The sequence below is a fragment of the Caballeronia zhejiangensis genome (assembly GCF_000698575.1).
Lineage (GTDB): Bacteria > Pseudomonadota > Gammaproteobacteria > Burkholderiales > Burkholderiaceae > Caballeronia > Caballeronia zhejiangensis.
In genome coordinates, this window is record NZ_JFHD01000039.1 from 21,677 (window position 1) to 38,030 (window position 16,354).

Sequence of the window (16,354 nt, forward strand, 5' to 3'; positions counted from 1 at the left end):
CCGACCGTTTTCGGAATGCCCGTCATGGCACGACACGGTCGACATCGCTATCATGCTGTCCTGGACAGGCCGTTGCACGACGTCCGTCGTGCGATCCCGCGGGACCAACAATGAAACTGCGAACTGACGGTTCGATTGCGGTGGTATTGCCATCGCCGATCGGCGACAGCCTCATCGGGCTCGTTCTCGTCGACAATCTCATCCGCAACGGATATCGCCCCGTCGTGTTCGGCTGGGTCGTGGAGCAACTCGCCGACTGGTTTCCCCATGTGACGGTAGGGCGTCGCGACGCCTGGCAGGGCGCGTTCGACACCGTGATCGAGCTTCGCCCGACCGACTACGCATCGACGCTGAGCCGCTCGGGCCAGACCATCTGTCTCGCCACGCTGCCGGAATACGGCGGCTCGAAGCACATGGTCGACCGCATCGTCGATATCGCGAAGAACGTGCTCGGTCTCGCCGACGTGACGCGCGCGAACGGTCTCGTCGTGCCGTCCGGCGTCATGCGCGGGCGCTTCGCGAATCGCGTCGTCATTCATCCGACCGGCAGTCATCCTGAAAAGATGTGGGGCCGCGAGAAGTTTCTTGCGCTCTCGCGTGCGCTGACGCGGCGGAGATTGCGCCCGAGCTTTCTCGTCGCGCCTGCGGAGTTCGGCGTCTGGGGCGATATCGCTGAAGAAGGGTGCGAGGTCAATGCGCTGCCGCAACTGGGCGAAGTCGCGGCATGGATCGCCGAATCGTCGTGGTTCATCGGCAACGATTCGGGGCTCGGGCATCTCGCGTCCTGCATCGGCGTGCCGACGCTCTCTCTCTTTATGCGCCAGGGCCTTGCGCGCTCGTGGCGTCCGGGCTGGGGCCCGGGCGCGGTCGTGGTGCCGCCGTCCTTTCTGCCTTTCGGCGGGCTTCGCGAACGCTTGTGGCAACGCCTGCTCACCGTGCGTCGCGTGACATCCGCGTTCAGGACGTTGCATGGCAACCATGCGCGCGCGGCGCAACACTACGCGATGGCCGATTTCGCCGACGCCAAAGCGGCTCAGCCGACCCAAGCAACGCGCATCGGCATGCTGCCGCGCGCGCAATCGCGACGCCTATAAGCGGACGCCTTCACGCCGCGAAGCGCGAATAGACGCGCCAGCAGCGAAGCGCGCGCCACACTTCGCTCGCATTGGTCGCGCCCTTCAGCATCGCGCGAACATACCCCGACTGCAGAAACTGCCGCGCGAAAGGCTTGCGCAGTTCGTCGTCGGTCAGGCGCTTTCTGAGCACATGCAGGAGATGACCGCTTTCGCGGTTGGCTTGGCGTAGCAGAATCCGGCTGAGACTTCGGTCGGTTTGCGGATCGAGCGCGGCGGTCACGAGCGCGTCGATCACGCGCAGATAACCCGCCGCGCGGCGCGCGACAGCGGCCGGCGAGGGCGAGTTCGTGATCGATTCCGGATTGCGTCGATAGCCGTACAACGGTTCGCGCACGAAACCGACGCGCTGTGCGTGAAGCCCGAGCTGCAACGCCCAGATGATGTCCTCATGCACCACGCCTTCCTCGAAACGCAGGCCGTGTCTCACGACGACATCGCGCCGCACGCATTGCAGCCACACGCAGACGACCCAGTCGTCGTTCGGCACGGTCCGTTTCAGCCACGCCGTGCCGTCGCAGATGTCGCCCCACGGCTGGCCTTCGTACATCGGTCGAGGATCGGCGGGCGGCGGCAAGTCCTCGAAGCTGAATCCGTTGCCGATCACGAGATCGAGCCGATGCCGGCGGCCGTGTTCGATCCACGTGCGCAACGCGCCGGGCTTCATCCAGTCGTCGCCGTCCGCGAACGCGATCCACTCGCCGCGCGCGAGCGTCAGCCCGACATTGCGCGTCGCCGATACGCCGCGATTTTCCTGCGCTACCACACGGATGCGCGCATCGGCCGCCGCCATCGTTTCGAGCATGGCGAGACTGTCGTCTGTCGCGCCGTCACAGATCGCGATGACTTCGAGATCGACGCCTTGCTGATCGAGCACCGAGCGCAGCAGCGCTTCGAGCCAGGCTTCGCAGTTGTAGACCGGCACGATGACGCTGACATCGGGGCATAGACTCGCCATGGCTCTTCGCGGAGTGCGTGAAAGCGCGCAATGGTAGCAGTGCGCGCGTTATGGCTCGATCACGATCTTGCCCGTCACGCGCCGGTTCATCATGTCGTCCAGCGCTTGCGGCGTTTCGTCGAGCGAGTAGCGTTTCGTGACGACAGGGCGCAGCTTGCCCGCTTTGATCCACTCGACCATCGTCGCGAATTCCCGATCGGCGAGCGCGTGTTCGCGCTGCATGTGACCGCCCCAGAACACGCCGACGATGCTCGCGCCTTTCAGCAGCGCCAGATTGAACGGCAGCTTCGGAATCTCGCCGTTCGCGAAGCCGACGACGAGATACCGTCCGCGCCAGCCGATGCTGCGAAACGCGGGTTCGGCATACGTTCCGCCGACCGGATCGAAGATCACATCCGGCCCGTTGCCGTCCGTCAGCGCCTTGATACGCTCGCGCAAGTCTTCGTGCGCGTAATCGATGACCTCGTCCGCGCCATGTTCGCGACAGAACGCGAGCTTCTCCGCGCTCGATGCCGCCGCGATCACGCGCGCACCGACGATCTTGCCGATCTGGATCGCCGCGATGCCGACGCCGCCGGCCGCGCCCAGCACGAGCAGCGTGTCGCCGGCCTTGAGCTCGCCGCGATCGACGAGCGCGTGATACGACGTGCCGTAGGCGAGCGAGAACGCGGCGGCCTCGGCGAGATCGACGTCATCGGGCAAGACGATGCAATCGGCGGCTTTCGCGCGCGCCTGTTCGGCGAACGCGCCTTGCGCGGTGTAGGCGGCCACGCGCATGCCGGGCGCGAGATGCGTGACGCCCGCGCCGGCTTCGCGCACGATGCCCGCGAACTCCGCGCCGGGCGTGAACGGCAGCGGCGGCTTGAACTGGTATTTGTTCTGGATGATGAGCACGTCGGGAAAGTTCACGCTCGCCGCTTTCACGTCAATGACGACTTCGCCTGCTTCCGGATGCAGGTCGGGCAGCGTTTCGATCGAAAGCGTGTGGGGCAATCCGTGTTCGTTGCATCGTACGGCGCGCATGTTTTCTCCTGGTTGAACTGGGCTCAGTGTATGGCAGTTCGAGTCGTCGTCGCGCCACTTTCCTCGGTTACAATCGTCGGATGCGAATCCTACTCAGCAACGACGACGGTTATCTGGCGCGCGGCATCAATGTGCTGCACGATGTCCTGCAGCCGCTCGGCGAAGTGACGGTGATGGCGCCGGAGCAGAACTGCAGCGGCTCGTCCAACTCGCTTACGCTGTCGCGGCCCTTGAGCGTTCATCAGGCGCCGAACGGTTTCAACTTCGTGAACGGTACGCCGACCGATTCCGTGCACATCGCGCTCACGGGCATGCTCGACGAGCAGCCTGATCTCGTCGTGTCGGGCATCAACAACGGGCAGAACGTCGGCGAGGACACGCTGTACTCGGGCACCGTGGCGGCCGCCACCGAAGGCTTCATGTTCGGCATTCCGGCGATCGCATTCTCGCTCGTCGGCCGCGACTGGCTTCATCTCGACGACGCCGCGCGCGTGGCGGCCGAGATCGTCGCGCATTTCCTCGAACATCCGATGCCGGGTCATCCGTTGCTGAACGTGAACATTCCGAGCCTGCCTTACGATCAGTTGCGCGAATGGAAAGTGACGCGCCTCGGCAAGCGTCATCCTTCGCAGCCGGTGATCCGCCAGACCGATCCGCGCGGCAACCCCATCTACTGGATCGGCCCGTCAGGCGATGCGCTCGACGCGAGCGAAGGCACCGATTTCCACGCGGTCGCGAACGGCTTCGTGTCGATCACGCCGCTGCAACTCGATCTCACTCATACGAAGCTCATGGCGGAGACGCGCGAATGGGCGCGCGCCGGGAGCGCTCGCACATGAGCGACGAGCGCGCCAAGCGCTTTCCGCTGGCGCTCGCGGATCTTGTTCGCGAGCCGCGCAAACCCGCGGCCCGTCCGCAGGATTCGCGCGGCAAGCCAGCCGCCGCTTCCGCGCTGAAGCCGACGCCGACGCCGACGCCGACGCAGCCGGCAAGGCCTGGACAATCGCGCGCGGCGAACGCGACGATGAAAAATCCCGCGACGGCAGCGGCGTCCGCGAAGCCGGCCACGTCCGTTTTTCCCGTGCGTTCGGGCGCGAAGACCGCAATTGGCGGGGCGAAACCGGTTCCGTCGGCGAGCAAGAGCGCGGCGCAGACGCATCATTCGGCTCATCCGGCGCGCGCGAATTCACTGCGTCCGGCGCCGCGGCCCGGCGAGCGCGACCTGAACGCCGCCGCGATCGCGACGAAAAAAGGCGCGCCCAATGTTGCGCTGGCAAGCACGCAGACACTCACATCGGAACGGGTGCGCGAGCGCATGGTCGAACGCCTGCGCTCGAACGGCGTGACCGATCCGCGCGTGCTCAATGCGATGTCGGTCGTGCCGCGCCACATGTTCGTCGATCCGGGACTCGCGGCGCAGGCTTACGAAGACGCCGCGCTGCCGATCGGCCATCACCAGACCATCTCGAAGCCGTCGGTCGTCGCGCGCATGATCGAACTGGTCGCGACCGGGCGCGCGTTGAACAAGGTGCTGGAGATCGGCACCGGTTGCGGTTATCAGGCGGCCGTGCTGTCGCAAGTCGCCACTGAAGTTTATTCGATCGAACGCGTGCGTCCGTTGTCGGAGCGCGCGAAGCTCAATCTTCGGCCGTTGCGCGTGCCGAATATCCGGCTGCATTACGGCGATGGCCGCCTTGGCTTGCCCGCGGCCGCGCCGTTCGACGCGATCGTCATCGCGTGCGCCGGCCTGGACGTGCCGCAGGCCTTGCTCGATCAACTGGCGGTCGGCGGCAAGCTCGTCGCGCCGGTCGGATCGCAGGCCGCGCAGTCGCAGGTGCTGACGCTCGTCACGCGCGTGTCGGCAAGCCAATGGCGGGAAGAGCAGCTCGATCGCGTTTTCTTTGTACCCTTAAAATCCGGAGTGATTTGACACCGATGAGTATCCTGCGTGCTTTGCGAGAAGGAAGTGCGGACCAAGCCTTAAGCGCGGCGCAGCGCGGCGTGTGCGTGCTGGCGTTGTCCGCGCTGGCGGCGTGTTCGACGCGCATGGACATGGCGCCGGTCGTCGACAGAACGGGCGCGCCCATCGGCACGACGGCAGCGCAGACGCCGGACAACGGCCCGCCGCCGCCGGGCTATTACCGTGTGAAGCCGGGCGACACCCTATATCGGATCGCACTGGAAAACGGTCAGAATTATCACGACATCGCAGCGTGGAACAACCTGACCAACCCGAACCAGATCGAAGTCGGCCAGCTGATGCGCGTGGCGCCTCCGGGCGCGAATGTCGCGGCGGCGACGCCCGGTGTGGCGACCGCGCCGATCGTGGGCGGCGGCGTGCAGACGCAGCCGTTGAATGGCGCGAACGCGTACGCGAGCCCGCAGCCGGGTGCGACCGCGCAGCCGCCGTATTACGGCGCCAACTCGGGTATGGGCGCGGCGCCGGGAACGGCCGGCGCGGCGGCGGGCATGGCATCGGCGCCTGGCGTGCCGGGCGCGGATGCGAACGCGGCGGCGCCAGCGGCCCAGCCGGCGTTCATCTGGCCGGCGCGCGGTCCGATTCTCGGCACATTCAACGAAGCGAGCAACAAAGGTTTGAACATTGGCGGTGCGGCGGGAGATCCGGTCAACGCGTCGGCGGATGGCCGAGTGGTTTACTCCGGAAATGGGCTGCGCGGCTACGGCAATCTCATTATCATCAAACACGACGCAACTTTTCTGACAGCGTACGCACATAACCGTGCTTTGATGGTAAAAGAGGGAGACGCGGTAACTAAAGGGCAGAAGATCGCTGAGATGGGGAACAGCGATTCGGACCGCGTGATGTTGCATTTCGAAGTTCGCCGGCAGGGAAAACCTGTTGACCCACTGAAGTATTTGCCGCCGCAATAAAGCGAAACCATCATGCCAAAAACGAAGCGCCGCCTGCCGCAAGCCGAGACTGAGACGATCAGCCGACCTTTGCAAGTGTCGGTGGAAGACGGTGCTTCGACTCAAGACGAGGACATCGACAATGTCGATGTCGACGTCGATTCGGACGAAGAAGGCAACAGCCGCGGAAAAAGCAGCGACGAAGCAGCGGAAGGCGCAAACGATTCCGCGCCCGACGCCGACGATTTCCGCTCGCTTTTGCAGGCCGAGCTCACCGCCGACACGATCCAGCATTACCTGAACCGCATCAGCGTGAAGCCGCTCCTGACCGTCGAGGAAGAGCAGCGCTATTCGCGACTCGCGAAAGCCGGCGAATTCGACGCGCGCCAGGTGATGATCGAGCGCAATCTGCGGCTCGTCGTCAGTATCGCGAAGGGATATCTCAATCGCGGCGTGCCGTTGCTCGACCTGATCGAGGAAGGCAATCTCGGCCTCATGCACGCAATCGAGAAATTCGATCCGACGCGCGGTTTCCGGTTTTCGACCTATGCCACTTGGTGGATCCGCCAGAGCATCGAGCGCGCGATCATGAACCAGGCGCGCACGGTGCGTCTGCCGGTTCACGTCATCCGCGAGTTGAACCAGGTGCTGCGCGCGAAGCGCCATCTGGAAAAAAATTCCGCCAATTCGAATGACAGCGTCGCGCCCGAACGCCGCGACGCGAGCATCGACGATATTGCGTATCTCACCGGCAAGACGCCCGAGGAAGTCACCGATATCCTCGCGCTCAACGAACACACGGCTTCGCTCGACGCGCCGCTCGACCTCGATCCGGGCAGCAGCCTGCTCGATCTCCTTTCCGACGATCAGAGCCAGTCGCCGGACGCGGAAGTGCAGCATCGCGAACTCGAATCGCTCACGCGACTGTGGCTCTCGCGTCTGTCCGACAAACACCGGCACGTGATCGAACGGCGTTTCGGGCTGAACCACATCGAGCCCGCGACGCTCGAAGAACTCGCCGACGAAATGGGCCTCACGCGCGAGCGTGTGCGCCAGATCCAGCAAGAGGCGCTCGTGCGTCTCAAGCGCTTTTTCGCATCCAACGGCGTTCGCAAGGACGCCGTGCTTTAACGCTTCGGCGACGCCCTTCGGCTTGGGGCGTCGCGCTCCAGGATTCAATGACACCGATTCTCGTTTTCGACATCGAGACAATCCCCGATGTCGACGGCATTCGCCGTCTCGAAGATTTGCCCGACGATCTCTCCGACCGCGAGGTCGCCGAACATGCGTTCGAAGCGCGCCGCGAGCGCGTCGGCAATGATTTCTTGCCGCATCATCTGCAGCGTGTCGCGGCGATTTCGTGCGTGTTTCGCGACAACAACGGCTTTCGCGTGCGCTCGCTCGGCACGACGGCCGACGGCGAGGCCGCGCTCATCCAGTCGTTCTATCGCGTGATCGAGAAATACACGCCTCAGCTCGTGTCGTGGAACGGCGGCGGCTTCGATCTGCCCGTGCTCCACTACCGCGCGCTCGTGCACGGCATCGCCGCGCCGCGCTACTGGGATCTCGGTCAGGACGACCGCGAGTTCAAGTTCAACAACTACATCAGCCGCTATCACATGCGGCACATCGACCTGATGGACGTGCTCGCGATGTATCAGGCGCGCGCCAATGCGCCGCTCGATGCGCTCGCGAAGCTATGCGGCTTTCCCGGCAAGCTCGGCATGGACGGCGGCAAGGTCTGGGAAGCGTATTGCGACGGCCATATCGACGAAATCCGCAACTATTGCGAGACCGATGTCGTCAACACGTATCTGATGTACTGTCGTTTTCAGATGATGCGCGGCGGCTTCACGCCCGACGAGTACGCCGACGAAATCAACTTCGTCAAGAATGCGCTCGCGCAGGAGACTTCGCCGCACTGGGCGGAGTATCTGGCGGCGTTCGTCGAATGAGAGCGTGACGTTCGTCTACAATCTCGCCTTTGCCCCACGATAAGTCAGGAAGTACGCAGGTGTCCGAAGCCGCTCGAAAAACCCAGCATCGCCGCCGCGCCGCGCCGGCGAAATCCGTCACGCCCGATCCGAACTTCGTCGCGCCCGAAATCGAAATCGAGTCGCTCGACATGGAAGCGCGCGGCGTCGGTCGCACGGTCAACGAAAACGGAGAGCCGGGCAAGGTCATCTTCGTCGAAGGCGCGTTGCCGGGCGAACGTGTCAGCTATTCGAGCTACCGCAAAAAGCCGAGCTTCGAGCAGGCGCAAGTGGTGAGCGTGCTGCGCGAGAGCGTGATTCGCGCGAAGCCGAAGTGCCAGTTTTTCGGCATTTGCGGCGGCTGCTCGATGCAGCATCTAGATGTTCGCGCGCAAATCGCCGTGAAGCAGCGCGTGCTCGAAGACAACCTGCAACATCTGTCCAAACTGCGCGCCGAAACCATGTTCCGGCCGATTCACGGGCCGTCGTGGGGATATCGATATCGCGCGCGCCTGACCGTGCGGCACGTTGAAAAGAAGGGTGGCGTGCTGGTCGGCTTTCACGAGCGCAAGAGCAGTTACGTCGCCGACATGACGAACTGCGAAGTGCTGCCGCCGCATGTTTCCGCGATGCTCGTGCCGCTGCGCCATCTGGTGGCGGGCCTGTCGATTCGCGATCGCATGCCGCAGATCGAGCTCGCGGTCGGATCGGACGTCACGGCGCTCGTGCTGCGCATTCTGGAGCCGCTGACCGAAGCCGACGAAGGGCTGCTGCGCACTTTCGCCGATGCGCACGGCGTCCAATGGTGGCTCCAGCCGAAAGGACCGGACACGGTTTATCAGTTCTATCCGCTCGATAGCGAGCTCGCTTACACGCTGCCGGAATTCGATATCCGCATGCCGTTCAAGCCGACCGACTTCACGCAGGTGAATCACCAGATCAATCGCGTGCTGGTGAGCCGGGCGCTCAGCCTGCTTGCTCCGGAGAAGTCCGATCGCGTGCTCGACCTTTTCTGCGGCATCGGCAATTTCACGCTGCCGCTCGCGCGGGTGTCGCGTGAGGTTGTCGGGATCGAAGGCAGCGAAGCGCTGACGGCCCGCGCGTTGGAGAACGCGAAGGCGAATGGCGTCGATGGCCACACGTCGTTCGCGTGCCGAAATCTCTTCGAAGTGACCGCCGACGACCTGCGCGCGCTTGGCCGCTTCGACAAGTTTCTCATCGATCCGCCGCGCGAAGGCGCGCTCGCCGTGTCGAAGGCGCTCGCGGACATCGCCCAGAGCGGCGATGGACCGTTGCCCGAGCGCATCGTCTATGTGTCGTGCAATCCGGCGACGCTCGCGCGCGACGCCGGCCTGCTCGTGCACGAAGCGGGTTATCGGATGAAGGGCGCGGGCGTCGTGAACATGTTCCCGCACACGTCGCACGTCGAATCGATTGCGTTGTTCGAGCGCGACTGATCCGGCTGCGGCGCTTCGCAGGCACAAAAAAACCGGCCCGAAGGCCGGTTTTTCGTTTCTGCCGCGTTTGGCGCGCTTAGTTGCGGTTGCCGCCGAAGATGCCGAGCAGCGCCAGCAGGTTCGTGAACACGTTATACAGGTCGAGATAGATCGCGAGCGTCGCGCTGATGTAGTTCGTCTCGCCGCCGTTCACCACGCGCTGCACGTCGAACAGCATGTACGCCGAGAAGATCACGATGGCGAGCACGGAGATCGTCATCATGAGCGCGGGCAACTGCAGGAAGATGTTCGCGAACGCCGCCAGCAGAATGACGATCACGCCCATAAACAGGAACTTGCCGAGGCCCGAGAAATCGCGCTTGCTGACGGTCGCGATGGTCGCCATGGCCGCGAAGATCACGCCCGTGCCACCGAAGGCCATCATGATCAGTTGCGGTCCGTTCGAGAACCCGAGAATGAAGCTCAGGAGACGCGAGAGCATCAGGCCCATGAAGAACGTGAAGCCGAGCAGGACGACCACGCCCATGCCGCTGTTCTTGGTTTTCTCGATGGCGAACATGAAGCCGAACGCGATCGCGAGGAACGCGATGAAGCTCATTGCCGGGCTGGTAGCCGCGAACAGCGAGAAGCCCGTCGCGACGCCGACCCATGCGCCGAGCACCGTCGGCACCATCGAGAGCGCGAGCAGCCAGTAGGTGTTGCGCAGCACGCGGTTGCGCACCTCGACCGAGGTGACGCTGCCATTACGGCCAAAGCTGTAGGGTGATTCGTTCATGGTTTCTCCTTGCTCCAATTGTCTGTCGTTCGGTCTTCCCGCGACTTCGTCATATACGAATGATAAGGTGCGCGGACTTAAGCCAATATTAGAACCGCTTGGTGCCCGCGCCGCGTGGTTCCGGTTGCAATGCAGCGTTTTGTTCCAATATGGCCCCGGCGCGCGCCGAATTCAATAGCCCGAAAGGTCAGTTCGGCCGTCCGGACAGCCAAGTCCTCGCACGGTTTGATCCTTACGATGCCGTAAGGTTTCAATCGCAATCATACATTGCTTCGTGCTACAATTGTCGATTCGTTTTAATCCGTAAACCGTTCATTTTTTGGAGTTTTTATGGCGATCGAGCGCACCCTGTCGATTATCAAGCCGGACGCAGTGGCAAAGAACGTTATCGGCCAGATCTACAGCCGTTTCGAGAACGCAGGTCTGAAGATCATTGCGTCGCGCATGGTTCATCTGTCGCGCGCCGACGCCGAGAAGTTCTACGCCGTGCACGCCGCACGTCCGTTCTTCAAGGATCTGGTCGAATTCATGATCTCGGGTCCGGTGATGATTCAAGTCTTGGAAGGCGAGAACGCCATCCTGAAGAATCGCGACCTGATGGGCGCGACCGACCCGAAGAAGGCGGACAAGGGCACGATCCGCGCCGACTTCGCCGACAGCATCGACGCGAACGCGGTTCACGGTTCGGACGCGCCGGAAACGGCAGCGCAAGAAGTTGCGTTCTTCTTCCCGCAAGTGAACGTCTACTCGCGTTAATTTTCGCGTTGAAAGCCGCGATGGCTGTTCGGTCATCGCGGGCATCGCGCCTCGACGCAATAAAAGCGGTACGAAAAGAAGCAGAAATTGGCGCGAACGGTCCCGGGAAGATGCCGGGCTTCGCAATCTGAAATGGCAGAACTTGACATGACGAGCAGCACCACCGTCAATCTCCTCGATCTCGACGCCGCCGGGCTCACCGCGTACTGCGCGAGCCTGGGCGAAAAGCCGTTTCGCGCCAAGCAATTGCAGCGCTGGATCCACCAATATGGTGCCGAAGACTTCGACGGCATGACGGATCTCGCGAAATCGCTGCGCGAAAAACTCAAGGGCCGCGCCAACATGGCGATGCCCGACATCATCAGCGACCACGTTTCCGCCGACGGCACCCGCAAATGGCTGGTCGACGTCGGCAACGGCAACGCGGTCGAAACCGTGTTCATCCCCGAAGAGACGCGCGGCACGCTGTGCGTGTCGTCGCAGGCGGGTTGCGCGGTGAACTGCCGGTTCTGTTCCACCGGCAAGCAGGGCTTTTCCCGAAACCTGACGACGGGCGAGATCATCGGCCAGTTGCGCATGGCGGAGTTCGCGCTGCGCAAGTCGCTCGGGCGCGAAGTCGGCGGGCCGGGCAAGGGCGAGCGCGTCGTCACGAACGTCGTGATGATGGGCATGGGCGAGCCGATGCTCAATTACGACGCCGTCGTGCCGGCCATGCGCCTGATGCTCGACGACAACGCCTATGGCTTGTCGCGCCGTCGCGTGACCTTGTCGACCTCCGGCGTCGTGCCGATGATGGACCGCCTCGCGGCCGACCTGCCGGTGGCGCTCGCGGTATCGCTGCACGCGCCGAACGATCCGCTGCGCGACATGCTCGTCCCGCTGAACAAGAAGTACCCACTGCGCGAATTGATGGCCGCGTGTCAGCGTTATCTGAAGGTCGCGCCGCGCGACTTCATCACGTTCGAATATTGCATGCTCGACGGCGTCAACGACACCGAAGCGCACGCGCGCGAATTGCTTGCGGTGACGCGCGACGTGCCGTGCAAGTTCAATCTGATCCCGTTCAATCCGTTTCCGGAGTCGGGGTTGACGCGCTCGAAGAACGAGCAGATCAAGCGGTTCGCGCAGGTGTTGATCGATGCGGGCGTCGTAACGACCGTGCGCAAGACGCGCGGCGACGATATCGACGCTGCGTGCGGTCAACTCGCGGGCGCGGTGCAGGACCGCACGCGTCTTGCCGAACGCATGGGCCGTGCAGGCAGCAAGACGATCGAGGTGCGGGCGGTCTGACCGGGCGTCCGCATCGAAAAAAGCCGCAGCGGAGGGCGCAGCAAGCGTCTGGATGCGGCGCTAAAAGCCGAACATTTTGTTATAAAGCGGTCTGCAATGGCGCTGCGGTTGTATCGTGCACGGGGTTTTTGGAACCGAACGACGCAACAGCGCTATATAGAAGAATCGATGCGAGGAATTTGGCATGAGTGAGCCGCAGCACCCGACGCCTTTCGGCAGTCATTCCGGCAACAACCGGTCCGGCAGTCAGTACGACGGCCTGGGCGACGCGGAAAGGGCGGCATCGAATGCGAGCCAGGCGGGGAATCTGGACTCGATACAGGCGGTCGGCGCGCGTCTCGCGCAACTTCGCCAGGCAAAAGCATGGTCGATCGACGACGTTTCCGCGCGTCTCAAGGTATCGCCGCCGAAACTGCTCGCCCTCGAAGCGGGCGATATCAGCCAGTTGCCCGATCGCACGTTCGCGGCGGGCATCGTGCGCAGTTACGCGAAGATTCTCGGCGCCGATCCGGCGCCGTTCACGCAGGCGTTCCGGCGCAGCGGCGATGACATCGCGCAGAATCTGAAGGTGCCGGCGTCGGCGGGCGCGGGTCTGCCGCGCGGACGCGTGTCGGTGCCGCTCGGCAATTCGTCGGGCCGCAAGCGCTCGTGGATGTGGGGCGTGCTCGCCATCATCGTCGTGCTGGCCGTGCTCGTGATGTGGCACACCGGCGGCGATTCGAACAACTGGCTCGCGCGCCTCAAGGCGACGACGGGCATCGGTCTGTCGTCGACGTCCGCGCCTGCTTCGGCATCGAACGAAGCGTCGGGCACGACATCCGCGCCGACGCCCGACGAGGCCGCGGCCGCCAACACCGGCGAAGCGTCGCTGCCCGAAGTGGCGGCCGGCCCCGGCGAGCAGCCGATGCCGCGTCCGCTCGGCACGAATGCGCTGCCGGCTTCGTCGTCGACGCTGTCCGCGGTGCAGGGCGCGAGCGCGCCGGCTGCGGCGGCGCCCGCATCGGCCGCGAAGCCTGCTTCGGCTGTTGCGATGGCGGCGTCGGCTCCGGCCGTCGCGGGCAGCGGTTCGAGCGCGATCGAATTGAAAGTGAAGGAAGATAGCTGGTTCAGCGTGCGCGGCAAGGACGGCAAGGAACTGTATTCCGGACTCGTGCGCGCGGGCAACACCCAGCGCGTGGAAGGCGAGGCGCCGTTCAAGGTGACCGTCGGCAACGTGAAGGGCGTCGAGTCGCTGTCGGTCGATGACGAGCCCGTCGACGCCAAACGCTATTCGTCCGCACGCGGAAACGTCGCGCGTCTCTCGCTGCCTTGAGCTTGCGAGATCGATCTGTCCAGCGCGGCGGACAAGTCGAGGGCGTCACGGTGCAAGCCGTGACGCCCGTTTGAGGTTCCACACACGCGACCGGCGCCGTATCGGCGGCAAGGTTGCCAAAGGGTTTTTCGATGCAATCCGAAGCTCAATCCCTGATCAACAGCAAGATTTGTTCGACCGAGCCGGTCTTCGGCGGTCCGTTGACGCGCCGGTCATCGCATGCCGTCGACGTGCGCTGGGGTGGCCAGCTCGTGACGATCGGCGGCGATTCGCCGGTGCGCGTGCAGTCGATGACCAACACCGACACGGCGGACGCGATTGGCACGGCCATCCAGATCAAGGAACTGGCGCAGGCGGGCTCCGAGCTCGTCCGCATTACGGTGAATACGCCGGAAGCGGCGGCGGCCGTGCCGCATATTCGCGAGCAACTCGATCGCATGGGCGTGACGGTGCCGCTCGTCGGCGATTTCCACTACAACGGCCATCTGCTGCTGCGCGATCATCCCGCGTGCGCCGAGACGCTGTCGAAATACCGGATCAATCCGGGCAACGTCGGCCAGGGCGCGAAGCGCGACACGCAATTCGCGCAGATGATCGAAGCCGCGATCAAATACGACAAGCCGGTGCGTATCGGCGTGAACTGGGGCAGTCTCGATCAGGATCTGCTCGCGCGCATGATGGACGAAAACGCCGCGCGTTCGAATCCGTGGGAACTGCAAAGCGTGATGTACGAGGCGCTGATTCAATCCGCGGTCGGCTCGGCGGAGCGCGCCGTCGAACTGGGTCTCGGCCGCGACAAGATCATCCTGTCGTGCAAGGTCAGCGGCGTGCAGGATCTGATCGCCGTGTATCGCGAACTCGCGAAGCGTTGCAGCTTCGCGCTCCATCTCGGCCTGACCGAAGCGGGCATGGGCTCGAAGGGCATCGTTGCATCGACGGCGGCGCTTTCGGTGCTGCTGCAGGAAGGCATCGGCGACACCATTCGCATTTCGCTCACGCCGGAACCGGGCGGCGCGCGCACCGGCGAAGTCGTCGTCGGCCAGGAAATCCTGCAGACGATGGGCCTGCGCTCCTTCACGCCGATGGTCATCGCGTGTCCCGGCTGCGGCCGCACGACGAGCACGCTGTTCCAGGAGTTGGCGTCGCAGATTCAAAGCTACTTGCGCAACTCGATGCCCACGTGGCGCGATCAGTACCCCGGCGTCGAGAAGATGCACGTCGCGGTGATGGGCTGCATCGTCAACGGGCCGGGCGAATCGAAGCACGCCAATATCGGCATCAGCTTGCCGGGTTCGGGCGAGAATCCGGCGGCGCCCGTGTTCATCGACGGCGTGAAGGTGAAGACGCTGCGCGGCGAGCGCATCGCCGAGGAATTCCAGCAAATCGTCAGCGACTATGTCGAGCGTACCTATGGGCAGCGCGTCGAGACGTCCGCGGCATCACTCTAAAGACAGATGACTGAACAGAAGAAACGGCTCGAGAAACTGAGCGGCGTGAAGGGCATGAACGACATCCTCCCGCAGGATGCCGCGTTGTGGGATTTCTTCGAAACCACCGTCAAGTCGATGCTGCGCGCATACGGCTATCAGAACATCCGCACGCCGATCGTCGAGCACACGCAGTTGTTCACGCGCGGCATCGGCGAAGTGACCGACATCGTCGAGAAGGAGATGTACAGCTTCACCGACGCGCTCAACGGCGAGCATCTGACGATGCGCCCGGAGAACACCGCGGCGGTCGTGCGCGCGACCATCGAGCACAACCTGTTGTACGACGGCCCGAAGCGTCTGTGGTACGTCGGTCCGATGTTCCGTCATGAGCGTCCGCAGCGCGGGCGTTATCGCCAGTTCCATCAGGTCGGCGTGGAGGCGCTCGGCTTCGCCGGGCCGGACACCGACGCCGAAATCATCATGATGTGCCAGCGTCTGTGGGACGACCTCGGACTCACCGGCATCCGCCTCGAACTGAATTCGCTCGGTCAGGCCGAAGAGCGCGCGGCGCATCGCAAGGAACTGATCGCGTATCTGGAAAAACACGTCGATTCCCTCGACGAGGAAGCGAAGCGCCGGCTCTACACGAACCCGCTGCGCGTGCTCGACACGAAGAATCCGGCGATGCAGGAGATCGCGCAGAACGCACCGAAGCTCGTCGACTTTCTCGGCGACGCATCGCGCAAGCACTTCGAGGGCGTGCAGCGGCTTTTGAAGGCGAACAACATTCCGTTTACGATCAACCCGCGTCTCGTGCGCGGTCTCGACTACTACAACCTGACCGTGTTCGAGTGGGTCACCGACAAGCTCGGCGCGCAGGGCACGGTCGCGGGCGGCGGTCGCTATGATCCGCTGATCGAACAGCTCGGCGGCAAGCCGACGGCCGCGTGCGGCTGGGCCATGGGCGTCGAGCGCATCCTCGAATTGCTGAAGGAAGAGCAGCTCGTGCCGGAAGCCGAAGGCACGGACGTCTATGTCGTGCATCAGGGCGAAGCGGCGGCGGAGCAGGCGTTCATCGTCGCCGAGCGGCTGCGCGACACGGGTCTCGACGTCATTCTGCATTGCAGCCCGGACGGCGCGTCCGCGAGCTTCAAGTCGCAGATGAAAAAGGCCGACGCGAGCGGCGCGGCGTTCGCCGTAGTGCTCGGAGAGGACGAACTCGCGCAAGGTATGATCGGCGTCAAGCCGCTGCGCCGCTCGATCGACGAAACGTCCGGCGGACAAAAGAACGAGCAAGTGAACGTTCGGGCGGAAGACTTGACCGAATACCTAATCAATGCGATGGTTGCAACCGCCGATGACGAGGGTGCCTGAGA

Annotated in this window: 15 protein-coding genes; 12 read left to right on the plus strand and 3 right to left on the minus strand. The window is 63.8% G+C overall.

The window, feature by feature from the left end; genetic code table 11:
* Positions 1-110: 110 nt before the first annotated feature.
* On the plus strand, positions 111-1,094 hold the full coding sequence (locus tag BG60_RS30225; protein ID WP_008349351.1) for a glycosyltransferase family 9 protein: 984 nt from the start codon (positions 111-113) through the stop codon (positions 1,092-1,094).
* A gap of 10 nt (positions 1,095-1,104) precedes the next feature.
* Here BG60_RS30225 and BG60_RS30230 read toward each other — a convergent pair whose 3' ends face one another.
* Both BG60_RS30230 and BG60_RS30235 read right to left on the minus strand, forming a co-directional pair.
* Positions 1,105-2,091 (minus strand): glycosyltransferase, encoded by a 987-nt coding sequence (locus BG60_RS30230; RefSeq protein WP_034473730.1) that lies wholly within the window; start codon positions 2,089-2,091, stop codon positions 1,105-1,107.
* Between the two features lie 48 nt (positions 2,092-2,139).
* Positions 2,140-3,114: an NADPH:quinone oxidoreductase family protein gene (locus tag BG60_RS30235; RefSeq protein ID WP_008349355.1), complete on the minus strand. Its 975-nt coding sequence runs from the start codon at positions 3,112-3,114 to the stop codon at positions 2,140-2,142.
* 80 nt (positions 3,115-3,194) lie between these two features.
* On the opposite strand from BG60_RS30235, the gene surE reads away from it, so the two are divergent.
* From surE to rlmD, 6 genes are read left to right on the plus strand one after another with little or no spacing between them, the layout of a single operon-like run.
* Positions 3,195-3,953, plus strand: a complete 759-nt coding sequence (gene surE / locus BG60_RS30240) for a 5'/3'-nucleotidase SurE (RefSeq protein WP_008349357.1) — start codon at positions 3,195-3,197, stop codon at positions 3,951-3,953.
* Entirely contained in the window at positions 3,950-5,044 is a 1,095-nt protein-coding gene (locus tag BG60_RS30245; RefSeq protein ID WP_034473751.1) for a protein-L-isoaspartate(D-aspartate) O-methyltransferase, read from the plus strand. The genes surE and BG60_RS30245 overlap by 4 nt, the downstream gene beginning before the upstream one ends.
* A 5-nt stretch (positions 5,045-5,049) precedes the next feature.
* Positions 5,050-6,006: a peptidoglycan DD-metalloendopeptidase family protein gene (locus BG60_RS30250; protein WP_034473731.1), complete on the plus strand. Its 957-nt coding sequence runs from the start codon at positions 5,050-5,052 to the stop codon at positions 6,004-6,006.
* A 12-nt stretch (positions 6,007-6,018) separates the two neighbouring features.
* Complete coding sequence (rpoS, locus tag BG60_RS30255) at positions 6,019-7,116, plus strand: RNA polymerase sigma factor RpoS (RefSeq protein WP_008349362.1); 1,098 nt, start codon at positions 6,019-6,021, stop codon at positions 7,114-7,116.
* A gap of 47 nt (positions 7,117-7,163) precedes the next feature.
* Positions 7,164-7,940 carry a 3'-5' exonuclease gene (locus BG60_RS30260; RefSeq protein ID WP_008349363.1) on the plus strand — a complete coding sequence of 259 codons (777 nt, stop codon included), beginning with the start codon at positions 7,164-7,166 and terminating at the stop codon, positions 7,938-7,940.
* Positions 7,941-7,999: 59 nt separating this feature from the next.
* Complete coding sequence (rlmD, locus tag BG60_RS30265) at positions 8,000-9,415, plus strand: 23S rRNA (uracil(1939)-C(5))-methyltransferase RlmD (protein ID WP_034473733.1); 1,416 nt, start codon at positions 8,000-8,002, stop codon at positions 9,413-9,415.
* Positions 9,416-9,491: 76 nt separating this feature from the next.
* Here the strand turns inward: rlmD and BG60_RS30270 are convergent, their stop codons facing one another.
* A complete protein-coding gene (locus BG60_RS30270) occupies positions 9,492-10,190 on the minus strand; it encodes a Bax inhibitor-1/YccA family protein (protein ID WP_008349366.1) in 699 nt (232 codons plus the stop codon).
* 330 nt (positions 10,191-10,520) lie between these two features.
* On the opposite strand from BG60_RS30270, the gene ndk reads away from it, so the two are divergent.
* The 5 genes from ndk to hisS all read left to right on the plus strand — a co-directional run bounded on the left by ndk (position 10,521) and on the right by hisS (position 16,352).
* Positions 10,521-10,946 (plus strand): nucleoside-diphosphate kinase, encoded by a 426-nt coding sequence (gene ndk / locus BG60_RS30275; protein WP_008349368.1) that lies wholly within the window; start codon positions 10,521-10,523, stop codon positions 10,944-10,946.
* Positions 10,947-11,093: 147 nt separating this feature from the next.
* The gene (rlmN, locus tag BG60_RS30280; protein WP_008349370.1) at positions 11,094-12,236 is read left to right on the plus strand and encodes a dual-specificity RNA methyltransferase RlmN; all 1,143 of its coding nucleotides are present in this window, start codon (positions 11,094-11,096) and stop codon (positions 12,234-12,236) included.
* A 184-nt stretch (positions 12,237-12,420) separates the two neighbouring features.
* Positions 12,421-13,548 (plus strand): helix-turn-helix domain-containing protein, encoded by a 1,128-nt coding sequence (locus BG60_RS30285; protein WP_034473736.1) that lies wholly within the window; start codon positions 12,421-12,423, stop codon positions 13,546-13,548.
* Between the two features lie 131 nt (positions 13,549-13,679).
* Complete coding sequence (gene ispG, locus BG60_RS30290; RefSeq protein ID WP_008349373.1) at positions 13,680-14,996, plus strand: flavodoxin-dependent (E)-4-hydroxy-3-methylbut-2-enyl-diphosphate synthase; 1,317 nt, start codon at positions 13,680-13,682, stop codon at positions 14,994-14,996.
* Between the two features lie 6 nt (positions 14,997-15,002).
* Complete coding sequence (hisS, locus tag BG60_RS30295; protein ID WP_008349374.1) at positions 15,003-16,352, plus strand: histidine--tRNA ligase; 1,350 nt, start codon at positions 15,003-15,005, stop codon at positions 16,350-16,352.
* Positions 16,353-16,354: the final 2 nt, after the last annotated feature.